At 64.6% G+C, this 16,609-nt stretch carries 8 protein-coding genes; 5 read left to right on the forward strand and 3 right to left on the reverse strand.

From position 1 onward, the window contains the following. Window positions 1–54: 54 nt before the first annotated feature. On the reverse strand, window positions 55–2,532 hold the full coding sequence (locus ASF77_RS18175; protein ID WP_229445488.1) for a TonB-dependent siderophore receptor: 2,478 nt from the start codon (window positions 2,530–2,532) through the stop codon (window positions 55–57). A gap of 239 nt (window positions 2,533–2,771) precedes the next feature. Between ASF77_RS18175 and ASF77_RS18180 the strand changes: the two genes are divergently transcribed. The 5 genes from ASF77_RS18180 to ASF77_RS18200 all read left to right on the forward strand — a co-directional run bounded on the left by ASF77_RS18180 (window position 2,772) and on the right by ASF77_RS18200 (window position 9,401). Next, window positions 2,772–3,782: a LacI family DNA-binding transcriptional regulator gene (locus tag ASF77_RS18180; RefSeq protein WP_056342516.1), complete on the forward strand. Its 1,011-nt coding sequence runs from the start codon at window positions 2,772–2,774 to the stop codon at window positions 3,780–3,782. 99 nt (window positions 3,783–3,881) lie between these two features. Further along, window positions 3,882–6,224 carry a glycoside hydrolase family 65 protein gene (locus tag ASF77_RS18185; protein ID WP_056342519.1) on the forward strand — a complete coding sequence of 781 codons (2,343 nt, stop codon included), beginning with the start codon at window positions 3,882–3,884 and terminating at the stop codon, window positions 6,222–6,224. Continuing rightward, entirely contained in the window at window positions 6,221–6,862 is a 642-nt protein-coding gene (pgmB, locus tag ASF77_RS18190) for a beta-phosphoglucomutase (protein ID WP_056342520.1), read from the forward strand. The genes ASF77_RS18185 and pgmB overlap by 4 nt, the downstream gene beginning before the upstream one ends. 32 nt (window positions 6,863–6,894) lie before the next feature. Beyond that, window positions 6,895–8,145: a sugar MFS transporter gene (locus ASF77_RS18195; RefSeq protein ID WP_056342524.1), complete on the forward strand. Its 1,251-nt coding sequence runs from the start codon at window positions 6,895–6,897 to the stop codon at window positions 8,143–8,145. A gap of 56 nt (window positions 8,146–8,201) precedes the next feature. After that, complete coding sequence (locus tag ASF77_RS18200; RefSeq protein WP_229445489.1) at window positions 8,202–9,401, forward strand: NAD(P)/FAD-dependent oxidoreductase; 1,200 nt, start codon at window positions 8,202–8,204, stop codon at window positions 9,399–9,401. 30 nt (window positions 9,402–9,431) lie between these two features. Here ASF77_RS18200 and icmF read toward each other — a convergent pair whose 3' ends face one another. Both icmF and ASF77_RS18210 read right to left on the reverse strand, forming a co-directional pair. Continuing rightward, window positions 9,432–12,728: a fused isobutyryl-CoA mutase/GTPase IcmF gene (gene icmF, locus ASF77_RS18205; protein ID WP_056342529.1), complete on the reverse strand. Its 3,297-nt coding sequence runs from the start codon at window positions 12,726–12,728 to the stop codon at window positions 9,432–9,434. Between the two features lie 199 nt (window positions 12,729–12,927). Beyond that, the gene (locus ASF77_RS18210) at window positions 12,928–16,485 is read right to left on the reverse strand and encodes an indolepyruvate ferredoxin oxidoreductase family protein (RefSeq protein ID WP_056344081.1); all 3,558 of its coding nucleotides are present in this window, start codon (window positions 16,483–16,485) and stop codon (window positions 12,928–12,930) included. Window positions 16,486–16,609 lie beyond the last annotated feature (124 nt).

Consider the following 16,609-nt stretch of genomic DNA (forward strand, 5'->3'; position numbering starts at 1 on the left):
CATAAAAAAGGGAGCGGCAAGCCGCTCCCCAAGCCGGGTGTGACCTTGTAAAGCTTAGAAGCGGTACAGGAGCGAGGCTTCCACCGCACGGCCGAAGATCGGACGGGCGTTGATCGGGCCGCTGCTCTGGGCGCCGGTCAGGCGCGAGTTGCCCTCGGTAAGGCCCAGTTCATCGGTCAGGTTGGTGGCACTGACGCGCACTTCCCACTTGTCGCTGATGTTGAACAGCGCGCCCAGGTCGAGCGTTTTATAGGACGGCAGGTAGGACAGGTTCTGCTGGTCGGCCCAGCGGTCGCCGATGTAGGTGTAGGCGCCGTACAGCTTGAGAGCATTGTCGCCGAGCGGGATGCGGTAGCTTGGCGTGAAGCGGAACTGCAGGTTCGGCTGGCGCTGCACTTCGTTGCCGGTGATCGAAGGATTGTCGCGGTATTCCGACTTCTGGTAATTGCCCGACAGGCTCAGCTGCAGGTTCTTCAGCGGACGCAGCGCCAGCTCGGCCTCGATCCCGTGGCCACGCGAACCGCTGACGGAATACAGCACGTCGCCGTTCACGGTCAGCTGCTGGAACGAAATGCCCGAGAACTGCGAATAGAAGGCGTTGATATAGGCGCTATACAGCGGGTTCGCGGTCTTGAAGCCGACTTCGTATTGCTTCACTTCCGGCGTCGGGATGCGGTTGCGGTCGTTCAGCACGGCCTGCGAGCCGGCATTGCGCATGTCGTCGAAATAGATGAAGGTATGGCCGCTGTTGGCGCGCAGGAAGACGCTCGAATCCTTGGTCAGCTTGTAGATGCCGCCGGCGGTGAACGAATTGACGCTGTCGGTGCGCTCGAGCGGCGTGTAGGGGCCGGCCGCGATCGAGGTGCCGTTGTTATACACGGTCAGCGGATTGTTGTCGGTGTCGCCGGTCACCAGACTGGAGATGCTGGCTTCGACTTTCTGGCGCTCGCGGCGCACGCCGGCGTCGACCCGCAGGCGGTCGCTGATTTTCCATTCGTCGGCGATGAACAGGGCCAGGTTGCGGCCGGTGTAGCTGGCCTGGGGCGCGTAGTTGACGTTGCCATCCTTGCCGTTGCGCGACACGATGACGCCGTTGTTCAGGCTGACATTGATCAGGCGCGCGTTCGGGGTTGCCGTCATCAGGTGGCTATTGCCCAGGTACCACTCGTCATGCGAGCGGTAATCGGCGTAGTAGCCGCCCACGGTCAGGGTGTGGCCCGGGAAGACTTCGCGGCTGACGCGCAGTTCGTCGGTGAACGAGCTCAGCTGCTTTTCCACCGACCACAGGCCGGCCTGCACCACCTGCTGGTTCGGAGCGACGACGCCACTACCGTTCACATAGGTCATGCTGCCCGAGGTGGCCGCTGCCAGTGGATTGTGGGTTGCATTGGCGGCCGCCAGGTAGGCGGCGGCCGTCACCGGGTTATTACCAGTGAACATGGCGATCGTATTCAGGTCGCCGCTGAAGTAATTCGCCTTGTTCGACACGTCCCAGCCGCCGAGCTTTTGCTCGTAGTCCGCGCCCCAGACGGTTGCCTTCATGCCGCGGCCATCGGCCAGGTCGCGCTCGAGCGTGCGGCCCGGCGCCGCTTCGATCGTGAAGCGGCGCATTTCGTTGCTCATCAGGGTGCCGGTGAGCGCGTCGAAGCCCGGGAATTCGCTGATGCTGCGGCCGTTGTTGCTCGAAATGAGGGGCACGCCCGTATAAAACGCGTTCTTTTCGTCGGTCGAGCGCACATAGAAGGTCGCTTCGCCGCCATCGAGCTTGCGGGTCAGCGTCGCGGTCAGCTGGCCGCCGTCATCGGCCTTGAATTGCGGATCGCGCACGCCCTGGCCCTGGCGGTAGAAGCCGCCGATGGTGCCGTACCAGCCGTCGGAAATCTTGCCGCCGATGAAGACGTCGCCGCGGCGCAGCTTGCCGGTGCCGGTGGTCAGGCGGATCGTACGCTCGGGGGTATCGTCACCCTTTTTCAGGATGAAGTTCATCGTCGCGCCCGGCTGGCCGACCGAATAGATCGTGCTCGGGCCGCCACGCAGCACTTCCACGCGCTCGATGGTGTCGTCCAGGCGGAAGGCCGACGTGCCTTCGAAGAAGGACAGCACCGGCACCGGATACACCGGGTTGCCGTTCAGCTGGATCGAGACATACGGCGAATCGCTGCCCGACGGGAAGCCGCGCACCTGTACGTTGGCGCCCGACTGGCCGCCGGTCGCTTCCGCGTACACGCCCGGCACCAGCTTTAACACGTCGGCGGTGCTGCTCGGCGCGGCCGCTTTCAGCTGCTCTTCGCTGGCGGTGGTGATGGAAAACGCCGTGTCGATCTTGCGCGTGCCGGACGCCGAGGCGGTACCGGTGACGACGACTTGCTGGATTTCCTGGGTAACCGCGGCATTGGCCGCATCTTGCGGCGCCGGGCCGGCCTGGCCGGCGGCCTGGGCCTGGCCGACCAGGGTCAGCACGGCCAGCGCGACCGAGGACAGCACGAACTGCTTGGACTGGTTCATGGTATTGCTCTCTTTATTATGGTTCAAAATCCGTCTCCTGGACATGCGTACCCGTGGACTGCCGGGTCGTTGAACGCTCTCTGTCACAGTGCTTGTGTTTGGTGCATTGGCGGGCCAGGCTGGTGCATGGACTCCTCAATATGTGTCATTGAAACAAGGAATGATATCGATGTCAATAAAATTGTTATCGATGTCATTTCGCATTCCGCTGGCATTTAAATCTGTCATAATTTGCTGCAGAGCTGTTTTCCATCACCAAATACCGAATGGCGACCAACAAAATTTCAAAGCGCGGCAGCGAAGCCGGCATGACCATGGAAGACCTGGCAGCCTTGGCCGGGGTCTCCACGATCACGGTGTCGCGCGCGCTGCGCAACAGCCCGCTCGTGACCGAGAAGACCCGCGAGAAAGTGCGCCGCGTCGCCGAAGAGCAGGGCTACCGCCTGAACATCAGCGCGCGCAACCTGCGGATGGGGCGCAGCATGTCGGTGGCGGTCGTCGTCGAGATGACACCCGTAAAAGGGCGGCCGATGTCCGATCCGTATCCGCTGGCGCTGCTGGGCGGGATCACCGAAGAATTGACGACGGCCGGCTACACGGTCGTGCTGACTTCGCGCCAGCTGCTCGACAGCGCGCCGGTGCGCGGCGCCGACGGCATGATCCTGCTGGGGCAGGGCTCGCACGGCGAAGCGGTGAAGGTCTTGCAGAAGGCCGGCCTGCCGCTGGTCGTGTGGGGGGCGCCCGAGGCGTCGGAATCGTATGTGGTGGTCGGCAGCGACAACCACGCCGGTGGCGCCAGCGCCGCGGCCCGCTTCATCGAACAGCGCCGGCGCAAGCTGGTCTTCCTGGGTGACGTCGACCACGCCGAAGTGCAAAGCCGCTGCGCCGGCTTCATCGAGGGCATGCGCGGCCACGGCAGCGTCCACATCGTGCGCCCCAAGGCGTTTACCTTCGAAGCCGGCTTCGACTGCATGAGCACGCTGTTGAAAAAGAAGGGTCTTGGGGCCGTCGACGGCGTCTTCGCCGCCAGCGATCTGTTGGCGATGGGCGCGATCCGCGCGCTGGCCGAGCAGGGCCTGCGCGTGCCGGACGCTGTCTCCGTGATCGGCTACGACGACACGCCCGGCGCGGCCAGCTTCGTGCCGCCGCTGACCAGCGTGCACCAGGACTTACGCGACGGCGGGGTGCTCCTCGGCCGCAAGATGCTGGCGCTGCTGAACGACGAGCCGGTTGCCTCCGAAACGCTCCCGACCAGGCTGATCGTGCGCCAGACCTAGATTTTTTATCCGCTTCATTTTTGCAAACCGGTGTCCGCCCCTGCGGACGCCTGCTTTGTTTCGACTTCGATCCACCGTTATCCGTTTTGAGGACTCGCCGTGCAGCCATCCGACAGCCCAACCCATTCCCTTCCGCTCGACCCCTGGTGCATCCGCGAGACCGCGTTCGAGACGGGCGCCCACTTCCTGCGCGAGACCCTGTTCGCCCTCGGTAACGGCTACATCGGCCTGCGCGGCACCGGCGAGGAGGGTTATACCGGCCCGGCCGGCAGCTCGCTCGACGGCACCTACCTGAACGGCTTTTACGAGTCCGAGCCGATCGTCTATCCGGAAGCCGCCTTCGCGCTGGCGAAAACCAACCAATTCATGCTGAACGTGCCGAACGCGAAGGGCGTCACGATCGAGATCGACGGCCAGCGCTTCGATCCGCTGGCCGGCGCGCTGGCGAACTACGAACGGGTGCTCGACCTGCGCACGGGCGTGCTGGTGCGTTCGCTGGAGTGGTCGGCGCCGGACGGCAAGCGCATTGCTTTGCGCAGCCGCCGCGTGGTCTCGTTCGCGAATAAACACCTGTTCGCGATCGAAGTCGCGCTCACGCCGCTGAATTTCACGGGCACGATCACGCTGTCGTCGTTCATCGACGGCGCCGTCAAAAACCAGGAAGCGGGCGACGATCCGCGCGTCGGCTCGGCGGTGTCGGGGCCGGCCTTGAAGACGATCTCCGTGGAACAGGACGGTGCCTTTTCCGCTCTCGTGCAGCGTACCCACAACAGCGGTTTCATGCTGGTGAGCGCGATCGAGACAGTGGTCGACGGGCTTGATGCGACTGCCTGGCAGGAAGGGCAGCGCGCCGGCCAGCGCTTCGTGTGCGCCGCCGTCGAAGGCGAGACGCTGCGCCTCGTGAAATACGGCAGCTATCACTCTTCGCGTGACTATCCGGAAGGAGAACTGCTGTCGCGTGCCCGCGAGACGCTGGCCGCCGCGCGCGCCGCCGGCTTCGACGCCCTGTGCGCATCGCAGGCGGCCTATCTGGCCGACTTCTGGGCCGGCGCGGATGTCGAGATCGCGGGCGACAACGCGCTCCAGCAAGGCATCCGCTTCAACGAGTACCACCTGCTGCAATCGGTCGGGCGCGACGGCCGCACGAATATCGCGGCCAAGGGCGTCACCGGCGAGGGCTACGAGGGCCACTACTTCTGGGACACCGAGATCTACATCTTCCCCTTCTTCCTGTACTCGAAGCCGGAGATCGCGCGCAAGCTGCTGGAATACCGCTACGCCGGCCTGGGACAGGCGCGCGAGCGCGCACGCCAGATGTCCCATGCGACGGGCGCGCTGTACCCATGGCGCACCATCGCCGGCAGCGAGTGCTCGGCGTATTTCCCGGCCGGTACCGCGCAGTACCACATCAATGCCGACATCGCGTATTCCATCAAATCGTATTACGAGGCGACGAACGACCTCGATTACATGGCGCAGGCGGGCCTCGAGATCGTGCTGGAGACGGCGCGCATCTGGATCGGCATCGGCAGCGATGACCGCGAAGGGCGCTTCTGCATCAACGAGGTGACGGGCCCGGACGAATACACGGCGCTGGTCAACAACAACTACTACACCAACGCGATGGCGCGCATGCACCTGCGCTTCGCCGCCGACATGGCCGACCTGCTGCGGCGCGAGAGAAGCGACGATTTCGCGCGCGTGGCCGGCATCACCGGCGTCACCCTGGAGGAAGTCGCCGCCTGGCGCGACGCGGCCGACCGCATGCACCTGCCCTACGACGGCAGCCTCGGCATCCATGCCCAGGACGACAACTTCCTCTCGAAGAAGCGCTGGGACTTCGCCAACACGCCGAAGGAGAACTATCCGCTGCTGCTGAACTACCACCCGATGGTGATCTACCGCCACCAGGTCTGCAAACAGGCCGACGTGGTGCTGGCGCTGCTGCTCTTGTCGAACGAGTTCTCGATCCACGATAAACGGCGCGACTTCGACTACTACGAAGCCGTGACCACCCACGATTCCTCGCTTTCGTCCTGCATCTTCAGCATCATCGCCTCCGAGGTCGGCTACCACGACAAGGCCTACGACTACTTCATGGAGACGGCGCGTCTCGATCTCGACGACACCCACGGCAACACCCATTACGGCGTGCACACGGCAGCCATGGCCGGCACCTGGATGGGCGTGGCCTACGGCTTCGCGGGCATGCGCGTCTCGGACGGCGCGCTGCGCTTCGCGCCGACGCTGCCGACCCAGTGGCAGCACTACCAGTTCAAGATCCAGCTGCGCGGCGCCCAGCTGCAGGTGCGCATCACGCCGCAGGCGGCCGAGTACACGCTGCTGGCGGGCGAGCTGCTCGATTTCACCCACCTCGGCCAGGAGGTGGTGCTCACCCGCGCGGCCCCGAGCGCCCGCATCCCGATGGAGGCACAGGCATGAGCACATTCAAGGCGGTCATTTTCGATCTCGACGGCGTCATCACCGACACCGCTCACTATCACTACCTGGCCTGGAAGGCGCTGGCCGAATCGGAAGGCGTGCATTTCGATCACGCCTTCAACGAAAATTTAAAGGGCGTCGACCGCATGGGCTCGCTGAACCTGATCCTGGCGGGTTCCCCGAAGACGTATTCGATCGAACAGAAGCTGGCGCTGGCCGAGCGCAAGAACCGCCAGTACGTGGAACTGATCGCGACCATGGGCCCGGCCGACCTGCTGCCGGGCGCGATCGACGCGCTGGCCGCCGTGCGCGCCGCCGGGCTGAAGATCGGCCTGGCCTCGGTCAGCAAGAACGCGTTTACCGTGCTCGATCGGCTCGGCATCCGCGACCGCTTCGATTACGTGGTCGACGCGGCGCTGATCGCCAACAGCAAGCCGCATCCGGAGATTTTTTTGAATGCGGCGGCGGCGCTGGGCGTGGCGCCGGGCGACTGCCTCGGCGTGGAGGATGCGGTGGCGGGCGTGGCCTCGATCAAGTCGGCGGGGATGTTCGCGCTCGGTGTCGGCAGCCCGGAGGTGCTGACCCAGGCCGACCGCGTGATCCCGAACCTGCTCGCATTCCGCCTCGACGATTACTGACACGCCCATCATTATAAAAAACGGGAGACAGCGTGAAAAACCAGCGCATTCTATTGGCTTTGTTCCTGATCTACTTCGTCTTCGCGATCCTGCTCAACAGCGTCGGCACGGTGATCCTGCAGGTCATCAACAACTACGGCGTCAGCAAGTCGGGCGCTTCCATCCTGGAAGCCTTCAAGGATCTGCCGATCGCGGTGGTGTCTTTCCTGGTCGCCTCCTTCCTGCCGCGCCTTGGCTACAAGAATGCGATGCTGGTGGGCCTGGCGATCGTCAGCGCGGCCTGCGTCGCCATGCCGCTGCTGCCAGGCTTTGCCACCGCCAAGCTGCTGTTCCTGTGCGTGGGCGTGGCCTTCGCCCTGGTCAAAGTGTCGGTGTATTCGACGCTGGGGCTGATCGCCACCGATCGCCGCCACCACGCCAGCATCATGAATACGCTGGAAGGGGTGTTCATGGTCGGCGTACTCAGCGCCTACTGGGTGTTCGCCCACTTCATCGACTCGAGCAATCCGCAGTCGCAGAGCTGGCTGCAGGTGTACTGGGTGCTGGCCGGCCTGTGCGCGCTGACCTTCGTCCTGCTGCTGACCACCCGCTTCGACGAAAGCGACGCCCAGCTGCCGCCCGGGCGCAGCCGCTGGGAAGATTTCACCGCGATGTTCAAGCTGTTTTCCAAGCCGCTGGTGTGCGTGTTCGTGCTGACGGCTTTCCTGTACGTGCTGATCGAGCAGAGCGTGGGCACCTGGCTGCCGACCTTTAACAACGAAATCCTGAAGCTTCCCGCGGCGATGAGCGTGCAGGTGGCCAGCATCTTCGCCGCCTGCCTGGCGCTGGGGCGCCTGTCCGCTGGCGTCATCATGCGCAAGGTGCACTGGTACACGGTGATGAACGGCTGCGTGATCGGGATGGCGGTCGTGGTGCTGCTGGCGCTGCCGCTGACGCGCGATCTCGCCATCGACGCGAACGTCAGCTGGGCCAACGCGCCGCTGGCGACCTTCCTGTTTCCGCTGATCGGCCTGTTCATGGCGCCGATCTACCCAGGCATCAATTCGGTCATGCTCAGCTCCCTCCCGAAGAACCAGCACTCCTGCATGACGGGTTTATTGGTCATCTTCTCGGCGCTGGGCGGCACCACCGGCTCCTTCATTACCGGCTACGTCTTCGGCAATTTCAGCGGTCACTTCGCGTTCTATCTGACGCTGGTGCCGATCACGCTGGTGCTGATCACCCTGTTCTTCTTCCGGCGCCAGGTCGAGCGCAGCGGCGACGCGGTGGCGCAGGCAGCGTAGTCCCGCTTTTGCGGCGGCGCCGGGGCAGGGGCGCCGGCCTGCTCTAGAATGGCATGATGATGCCAAATAGCAACCCTCTCAGCATTGGAATCGTCGGCGCCGGAACCGCCGGCCTGGCGGGCGCGATCGCCCTGGCCCGTGCCGGCCACGCGGTGACGGTCTTCGAAAAGCACGCCTCCCTGAGCCCGCTCGGGGCGGGACTGCTGATCCAGCCGCAGGGCATTGCCGCCCTTGACGCGCTGGGCGTCGGCGCCGCCTTCCATGCGGCCAGCGTGCCGGTCACGCGCCTGCTCGGCACCTCCCACCGCGACTGGATCCTGGTCGACATTCCGTATGACGAGCGCGAGGCGCGCGGCGTAAGCCGGGCGGCGCTGTCGCAGGTGCTGGTTGAGGCCGCGCTGGCGCTGGGCGTGCGCCTGCGCTATGGCTGCAAGGTCGACAGGATCACGGTCGAAGGCGCGCGCGCCAGCGTGCATGCGCCCGATACCTCCAGCTTCGACCTGGTCGTGATCGCCGACGGCGCGGCCTCCAGCTTGCCGGCCCAGGTCGGGCTGTCGGTCGCTTCCACCGTCTATCGATGGGGCGCGCTGTGGGCGATGTTCGATGTCGCCGACTGGGAGGGCCAGGCGCTGCTCGAGCAGCGCTATCGCGGTACGCGCCAGATGTTCGGCCTGATGCCGACCGCGCGCGTGGACGGCAAGTTGCGGCTGTCGATGTTCTGGAGCCTGCCTTGCGCCGATTACGCCGTCTGGCAGGCGCGCCCGCTGCAGGAGTGGAAAGACGAACTGCGCGCGCTCTGGCCGCAGGCGGCGCCCGTCATCGACCAGATCGTCCGGCACGAGCAGTTCACGCTCGCCACCTACCGCCACGCGCGCGCCAAACGGCTGGCCGACGGGCCGGTGTGCGTGATCGGCGACGCGGCGCACGCGATGAGTCCCCAGCTCGGCCTGGGCAGCACGCTGGCGGTGCAGGACGCGCTGGCGCTGGCGAACGCCGTCTGCCGCCATGGCCCGATCGCCGGCGCCGCTGCCTATTCAAAAGAGCGCCTGTGCGCCGTGCGTAATTACCAGATGCTCAGCCGCGTTCTCACGCCATGCTTCCAGGCCGCCGGCAGTGGCCTGTGGCGCGACCTGATGTTCGCGGCCGGCTTGAAGCTGCCGGGCATCCAGCGGCTGATGTATCGCAGCATCGCCGCGCCGGTGGCGGCGGATAAAAAAATCCCTCCGGACGCCGTGGAGGCGTTGCGGAGGGAGTGAGCCAGCCGTCTTGCGGCGGCTGCGCAGCGATTACATATTGCGGCGGTACTGACCACCCACCTCGAACAGCGCCGTGGTGATCTGGCCCAGCGAGCAGACGCGCACGGCGTCCATCAGCTTCTCGAACACGTTCTGGTTGTCGATCGCCGCCTGCTGCAGGGCTGCCAGCGCGGTCGGTGCTTCTGCCGCGTGGCGGGTGTGGAAGTCTTCCAGGCGCGTCAGCTGCGACTGCTTTTCGTCGTCGGTCGAACGGGCCAGTTCGATCGTGGCCGGGGCTTCCGCGCCTTTCGGGTTGCGGAAGGTGTTGACGCCGATGATGGGCAGCGAGCCGTCGTGCTTCTTGTGCTCGTAGAGCATCGACTCTTCCTGGATCTTGCCGCGCTGGTAGCCGGTTTCCATCGCGCCCAGCACGCCGCCGCGTTCGGCAATGCGCTCGAATTCCTGCAGCACGGCTTCTTCGACGAGATCGGTCAGTTCGTCCATGATGAACGAGCCCTGGTTCGGGTTTTCGTTCTTGGCCAGGCCCCATTCGCGGTTGATGATCAGCTGGATCGCCAATGCGCGGCGGACGGATTCGTCGGTCGGCGTGGTGATCGCTTCATCGTAGGCGTTGGTGTGCAGCGAGTTGCAGTTGTCGTAGATCGCGATCAGCGCCTGCAGCGTGGTGCGGATGTCGTTGAAGTCGATCTCCTGCGCGTGCAGCGAGCGGCCCGAGGTCTGGATGTGGTACTTCAGCTTCTGCGAGCGGTCGTTGGCGCCGTACTTGTCGCGCATGGCGATCGCCCAGATGCGGCGCGCCACGCGGCCCAGCACCGTGTATTCCGGATCCATGCCGTTCGAGAAGAAGAACGACAGGTTCGGTGCGAAATCGTCGATGTGCATGCCGCGCGCCAGGTAGGCTTCGACGAAGGTAAAGCCGTTCGAGAGCGTGAAGGCGAGCTGCGAGATCGGGTTCGCGCCGGCTTCGGCGATGTGGTAGCCCGAGATCGACACCGAGTAGAAATTGCGCACCTGGTGGTGGACGAAATATTCCTGGATGTCGCCCATCACCTTCAGCGAGAACTCGGTCGAGAAGATGCAGGTGTTCTGGCCCTGGTCTTCCTTCAGGATGTCGGCCTGCACCGTGCCGCGCACGTTGGCCAGCACCCATTCCTTGATCTTCTGCGCTTCGTCGGCGGTCGGCTGGCGGCCGTTGTCCGCCACGAACTTGTCGATCTGCTGGTCGATGGCGGTGTTCATGAACATCGCCAGGATCGTCGGCGCCGGGCCGTTGATCGTCATCGAGACTGACGTGCTCGGGCTGCACAGATCGAAGCCGTCGTACAGCACCTTCATGTCGTCCAGGGTCGCGATCGAGACGCCCGAGTTGCCGACTTTGCCGTAGATGTCCGGACGCAGGGCCGGATCGGCGCCGTACAAGGTCACCGAGTCGAAGGCGGTGGACAGGCGCTTGGCGTCCATGCCGGTCGAGACCAGTTTAAAACGCTTGTTGGTGCGGAAGGCATCACCTTCGCCGGCGAACATGCGGGTCGGGTCTTCGCCTTCGCGTTTGAAAGCGAACACGCCGGCCGTGAATGGGAAGGAGCCGGGCACGTTTTCCAGCATCAGGAAGCGCAGCACTTCGCCGTGGTCTTCGAAGCGCGGCAGCGCCACCTTGCGGATGGTGGTGCCGGACAGGGTTTTTTGCACCAGTTTGGTGCGGATTTCCTTGTCGCGGATTTTGACGACGTAATCGTCGCCGGCATAGGCCGCCTGCATGTCGGGCCACATGGCCAGCAGCTTTTTCGAACCGGCGTCCATCGCGTTGTCGCGTTCGGTAATCAGGTCGTCGAGCACCACTTCGCGGTTGGCGGCGGCCAGCATGCGCTTGGTTTCGCTCAGCTGCTGGCGTTCGCGCGCCAGTTTCACTTGTTTCGCCGTGTTCTTGTGGTAGCCGCGCACGGTGTCCGAGATCTCGGCCAGGTAGCGCGCACGGCTTGGGGGCACGATCACGTTCTTGCCGCTCGAGTGCTTTTGCTCGGGCACGGCCAGCTTCGACGGCGCGACCTGCAGACCCAGTTCGGCCAGCTTCGGCAGCAGGCCGTGGTAGAGGGCGGTGACGCCGTCGTCGTTGAAGCGCGAAGCTTGGGTGCCGAAGACCGGCATCTGATCCGGGCTTTGCGACCACAGTTCGCGGTTGCGCTGGTACTGCTTTGCGACGTCGCGCAGCGCGTCCTGGGCGCCCTTGCGGTCGAATTTATTAATCGCGATGAAGTCGGCGAAATCGAGCATGTCGATTTTTTCCAGCTGCGAGGCGGCGCCGAATTCCGGAGTCATCACGTACATCGAAGCGTCGACGTGCGGCACAATCGCCGCGTCTCCCTGGCCGATGCCGGAGGTCTCGACGATCACGAGATCAAAACCGGCGACCTTGCAGGCGGCGATCACGTCCGGCAGCGCGTGCGAAATCTCGGAACCCGCTTCGCGCGTGGCCAGCGAGCGCATGAAGACGCGCGCCTGCCCGTTCCACGGATTGATCGCGTTCATGCGGATGCGGTCGCCCAGCAGGGCGCCGCCCGACTTGCGGCGCGACGGGTCGATCGAGATCACCGCGATGTTGAGGCGGTCGTTTTGGTCGAGGCGGATGCGGCGAATCAGTTCGTCGGTCAGCGAGGATTTGCCGGCGCCGCCGGTGCCGGTGATGCCCAGCGCCGGCACTTTCAACGTATCGGCCGCTTCCACGATCTGCTTGCGCAGTTCCGGATCGGCTTTGCCGTTTTCCAGCGCCGTGATCAGCTGGGCCAGCGGGCGGTGGCGCTCGGCGATGTCGCCCGAGTCACCCACCTTCAGCGCATCGATGGCGGTCGGCGCGTAAGGGGAGAGGTCGATGTCGCAGGCTTCGATCATCGAGCGGATCATGCCTACCAAACCCATGCGCTGGCCGTCTTCCGGGCTGAAGATGCGGGCGACGCCATAGGCGTGCAGTTCTTCGATTTCGCTCGGGACGATCACGCCGCCGCCGCCGCCGAAGACCTTGATGTGGGCGCCGCCGCGCTGGCGCAGCAGGTCGATCATGTATTTGAAGTATTCGACGTGGCCGCCCTGGTAGCTGGAGATGGCGATGCCTTGCACGTCTTCGGCCAGGGCCGCGGTGACGACGTCGTCGACCGAACGGTTGTGGCCGAGGTGGATGACTTCGACGCCGTTCGACTGCAGGATGCGGCGCATGATGTTAATCGAAGCATCGTGGCCGTCGAACAGCGACGCGGCGGTGACGAAGCGGACCTTGTTGGCGAGCTTCGGCTGCTCCGGCAGCTCGAGCTTGGCGGCGGTGGTGATGTCGTTCATGGGGTTCCTTCAGGAAGTCGGACGCGGACAGGTTCGATTTGTACGGTATATGACGTTAACGTTAACGTCAAGTTTGGGATGTTCGACGGGTGTACCGCGTGGGCACGGGGCGCCCGATGAAACCGTGGGCGAGGCCATTGGCCTCGCCCACCCCTACGTAGGGTGGGCGCCCTGTGCCCACGCGGTACACCGTCAACAATTACGCGGCGCGTTTCTTGACGTTGCCGCTGAGCAGCTCAGCCTTGCGGACACGGAACGCCTCGACCGCCTTTTCCTTCACGTGGCCAAAGCCGCGAATCTGTTCCGGCAGATTCGCCAGCTCGACGGCGGTGGCATGCGAAGCGGCGTTCAGGGACGGCAGCAGGGTGTCGATCATCTGGCGGTACTCGACGATCAGCGCGCGCTCCATCTTGCGCTCGGCGGTGTGGCCGAACACGTCGAAGGCGCTGCCGCGCAGGCCTTTCAGTTTCGCCAGCACTTTGAAGGCGCCCAGCATCCACGCGCCGAATTCCTTCTTCACCAGCTGGCCCTTCGCATCCTTCTTCGCGAACAGCGGCGGCGCCAGGTTGAACTTGAACTTGAAGTCGCCTTCGAACTGCGATTTGACCTGCTCCAGGAAGCGGCCGTCGGTGTACAGGCGCGCCACTTCGTATTCGTCCTTATAGGCCATCAGCTTGAAGTAGTACTTCGCGACCGCCAGCGACAGTTTATTACCGAGACCCGCCGCCGTTTCGGCTGCGCGCACGCGCTCGACCAGTTCGGCGTACTGGCCGGCATAGGCCGCGTCCTGGTAGGCGGTCAGTGCTTCGACGCGCTTCTTGATGACGGTGTCGAGGCTTTGCGGCAGCTGCACCAGCACGGCCTGGGTCGGCGTCGCGGTCTTTTCGACGCGCTTGAAATCGACTGCGGCGCGGCGGCCCCACATAAAACTCTTCTTGTTGGAGGCGACGGCGACGCCATTGAGTTCGATCGCGCGCATCAACGATGCTTCGGTGAGCGGAATGCGGCCCTTCTGCCAGGCGTAACCCATCAGGAACAGGTTGGTGGCGATCGAGTCGCCCATCAGGGCGGTGGCGAGTTTGGTCGCGTCGACGAAGTCGGCGCCAGTCTCGCCGCCGACGGCTTCGACGATCAGGCCGCGCACGTCCGCCGCCGGGAACTGCCAGTCGGCGTTCTGGGCGAAGGTGCCGGTCGGTTGCTCGTGCAGGTTGACGATGGCCAGCGTGCGGCCCGGACGCATTTTCGAGATCGCATCGGCCGCGCCGGTGGTCAGCATGTCGCAGCCCAGCACCAGATCCGCTTCGCCGGTGGCGATGCGCTGGGCGCGCAGGCGCTCCGGCGTCGCGGCGATTTTCACGTGCGAGGTGACGGAGCCGTTCTTCTGGCTCATGCCGGTCATGTCCAGCACCGAAGCACCCTTCGCTTCCAGGTGCGCGGCCATGCCCATCAGCGCGCCGACGGTGATCACGCCGGTGCCGCCGATGCCGTTGATGAGGATGTTGTACGGGTGCTCGACACTCGGCAGGGTCGGTTCGGGCAGAGCGCCCCAGCCGTCATCGCTGTCGCCTTTGGTGACGCCGGCCTTGCTTTTCTTGAGCGTGCCGCCTTCGACGGTCACAAAACTCGGGCAGAAACCCTTGGTGCACGAATAGTCCTTGTTGCAGGACGACTGGTCGATGGTGCGCTTGCGGCCGAAGTCGGTCTCTTTCGGCAGGATCGAGACGCAGTTCGACTGGATGCCGCAGTCGCCGCAGCCTTCGCAGACGGCTTCGTTGATGACCATGCGTTTCGGCAGATCCGGGAACTCGCCCTTCTTGCGACGGCGGCGCTTCTCGGCGGCGCAGGTCTGGTCGTAGATGATGACGGAGACGCCAGGCAGATCGCGCAGTTCGCGCTGGATGGCGTCCATCTCCTTGCGGTCGTGCAGGGTAACCAGGGCTGGCAGGGCGCTGCGATCGGTGTAACGCGACAGGTCTTCGGTCACCAGGGCGATGCGTTTCACGCCTTCGGCAGCCATCTGCTGGGCGATCATCGGCACCGAGGTCTGGCCGTCGACCGGCTGGCCGCCGGTCATGGCGACGGCGTCGTTGTAGAGAATCTTGTAGGTGATGTTGACCTTGGCCGACACCGCGGCGCGCACGGCCAGGTAGCCCGAGTGGAAATAGGTGCCGTCGCCCAGGTTCTGGAACACGTGCGGCACTTTCGAGAACGCGGCCTGGCCGATCCAGGGCGCGCCTTCGCCGCCCATGTGGGTGGTCAGCTTGTTCATCTCCGGGTAGATCGAGGTTGCCATCACGTGGCAGCCGATGCCGGCCAGCGCGAAGGAACCGTCCGGCACCTTGGTCGAGGTGTTGTGCGGGCAGCCGGAGCAATAAAACGCTGGGCGGAACGGGGTGGTGATCGCCTTTTGCAGCACGGCGTCTTTCGCATCGAGGAAAGCGAGACGGGCCTTGATCAGGTCGCGCGTGGTTTCGTCGGTGACGAGGCGGGCGATGCGGCCGGCGATCACGCGCGCCACTTGCGCCACCGAGAAGTCGGCCTTCGGCGGCAGCAGCCAGTCGCCGCGCGGCGCAACCCATTCGCCCTTGTCGTCGAATTTGCCGATGATGTGCGGACGCACGTCGTCGCGCCAGTTGTACAGTTGTTCCTTCAACTGGTATTCGACGACCTGGCGCTTTTCTTCGACCACCAGGATTTCGTCCAGGCCTTGCGCGAATTCGCGCACGCCTTCCGGTTCCAGCGGCCAGATCATCGCGACCTTGAACAGGCGCAGGCCGACTTTCGCGGCCATGGCTTCGTCGATGCCCAGTTCTTCCAGCGCTTCCAGCACGTCGAGGTAGGATTTGCCGGAGGCGATGATGCCGAGCTTGGCGTTCGGGCTGTCGATCGTCGTGTGATTCAGCTTGTTTTCGCGGGCGTAGGCCAGGGCCGCGTAGATTTTATAGTCCTGCATCAGCGCTTCTTGTGCGCGCGCTTGCTGGCCCAGCGGCACCGAGGACAGTTTGGTATTCAGGCCGCCTTCGGGCATGGCGAAATCCTGCGGCAGTTTGACTTGCACGCGGTGCGGATTGGCGTCGACCGAGGCGCTCGATTCGACCGTGTCGGCCAGCGCTTTAAACGCGACGGCGCAGCCCGAGAAGCGCGACATGGCCCAGCCGTGCACGCCCAGATCCAGGTATTCCTGCACGTTGCATGGATACAGCACAGGGATCATGCAGGCCGAGAAGATGTGATCCGACTGGTGCGGCAGGGTCGAGGAATAGGCGCCGTGGTCGTCGCCGGCGACCAGCAGCACGCCGCCGTTCTTGGCAGTGCCGGCATGGTTCATGTGTTTGAAGACGTCGCCGCAACGATCGACGCCCGGGCCTTTGCCGTACCACATGGCGAACACGCCGTCGTATTTCGTCGGGCCGATCAGGTCGACCGTTTGCGTGCCCCAGACGGCAGTCGCGGCCAGGTCTTCGTTCACGCCCGGCACGAACTGCACGTGGCTCGCTTCCAGGTGACCCTTCGCCTTCCACAGGGTTTCATCCAGGCCGCCCAGCGGCGAGCCGCGGTAGCCGGAGACGAAGCCGGCAGTGTTCAGGCCGGCCGCGTCGTCGCGCTCACGCTGCATCATCGGCAGGCGCACCAAGGCCTGGATGCCCGACAAGAAGATGTTGCCCGATTTCGCGGTGTATTTGTCGTCGAGGGTGACGGTGGTCAAACGGGACGGGACAGCATCCTGCGCGGCTTGCGGCGCGACGGTATCGGGCATGACGGACTCCATGGGTATTCGAGGGATCCCGCCTTGGTTGCCGCGCCGGGTAGGGGCGGGTTCGAAAGCGGGCAGGTGATCGGCCAGTCGGGTCGATCGGGCGCGTGGAGTGTATGGCCTTCCC

This window comes from Massilia sp. Leaf139 (assembly GCF_001424165.1).
GTDB lineage: Bacteria > Pseudomonadota > Gammaproteobacteria > Burkholderiales > Burkholderiaceae_D > Telluria.

What these genes read in the sequence shown, in the direction of transcription:
- icmF (WP_056342529.1), bottom strand. Translation starts at nt 12,728, where the DNA reads ATGAACGACATCACCACCGCCGCCAAGCTCGAGCTGCCGGAGCAGCCG.
- ASF77_RS18200 (WP_229445489.1), top strand. Translation starts at nt 8,202, where the DNA reads ATGATGCCAAATAGCAACCCTCTCAGCATTGGAATCGTCGGCGCCGGA.
- ASF77_RS18180 (WP_056342516.1), top strand. Translation starts at nt 2,772, where the DNA reads ATGGCGACCAACAAAATTTCAAAGCGCGGCAGCGAAGCCGGCATGACC.
- ASF77_RS18210 (WP_056344081.1), bottom strand. Translation starts at nt 16,485, where the DNA reads ATGCCCGATACCGTCGCGCCGCAAGCCGCGCAGGATGCTGTCCCGTCC.
- pgmB (WP_056342520.1), top strand. Translation starts at nt 6,221, where the DNA reads ATGAGCACATTCAAGGCGGTCATTTTCGATCTCGACGGCGTCATCACC.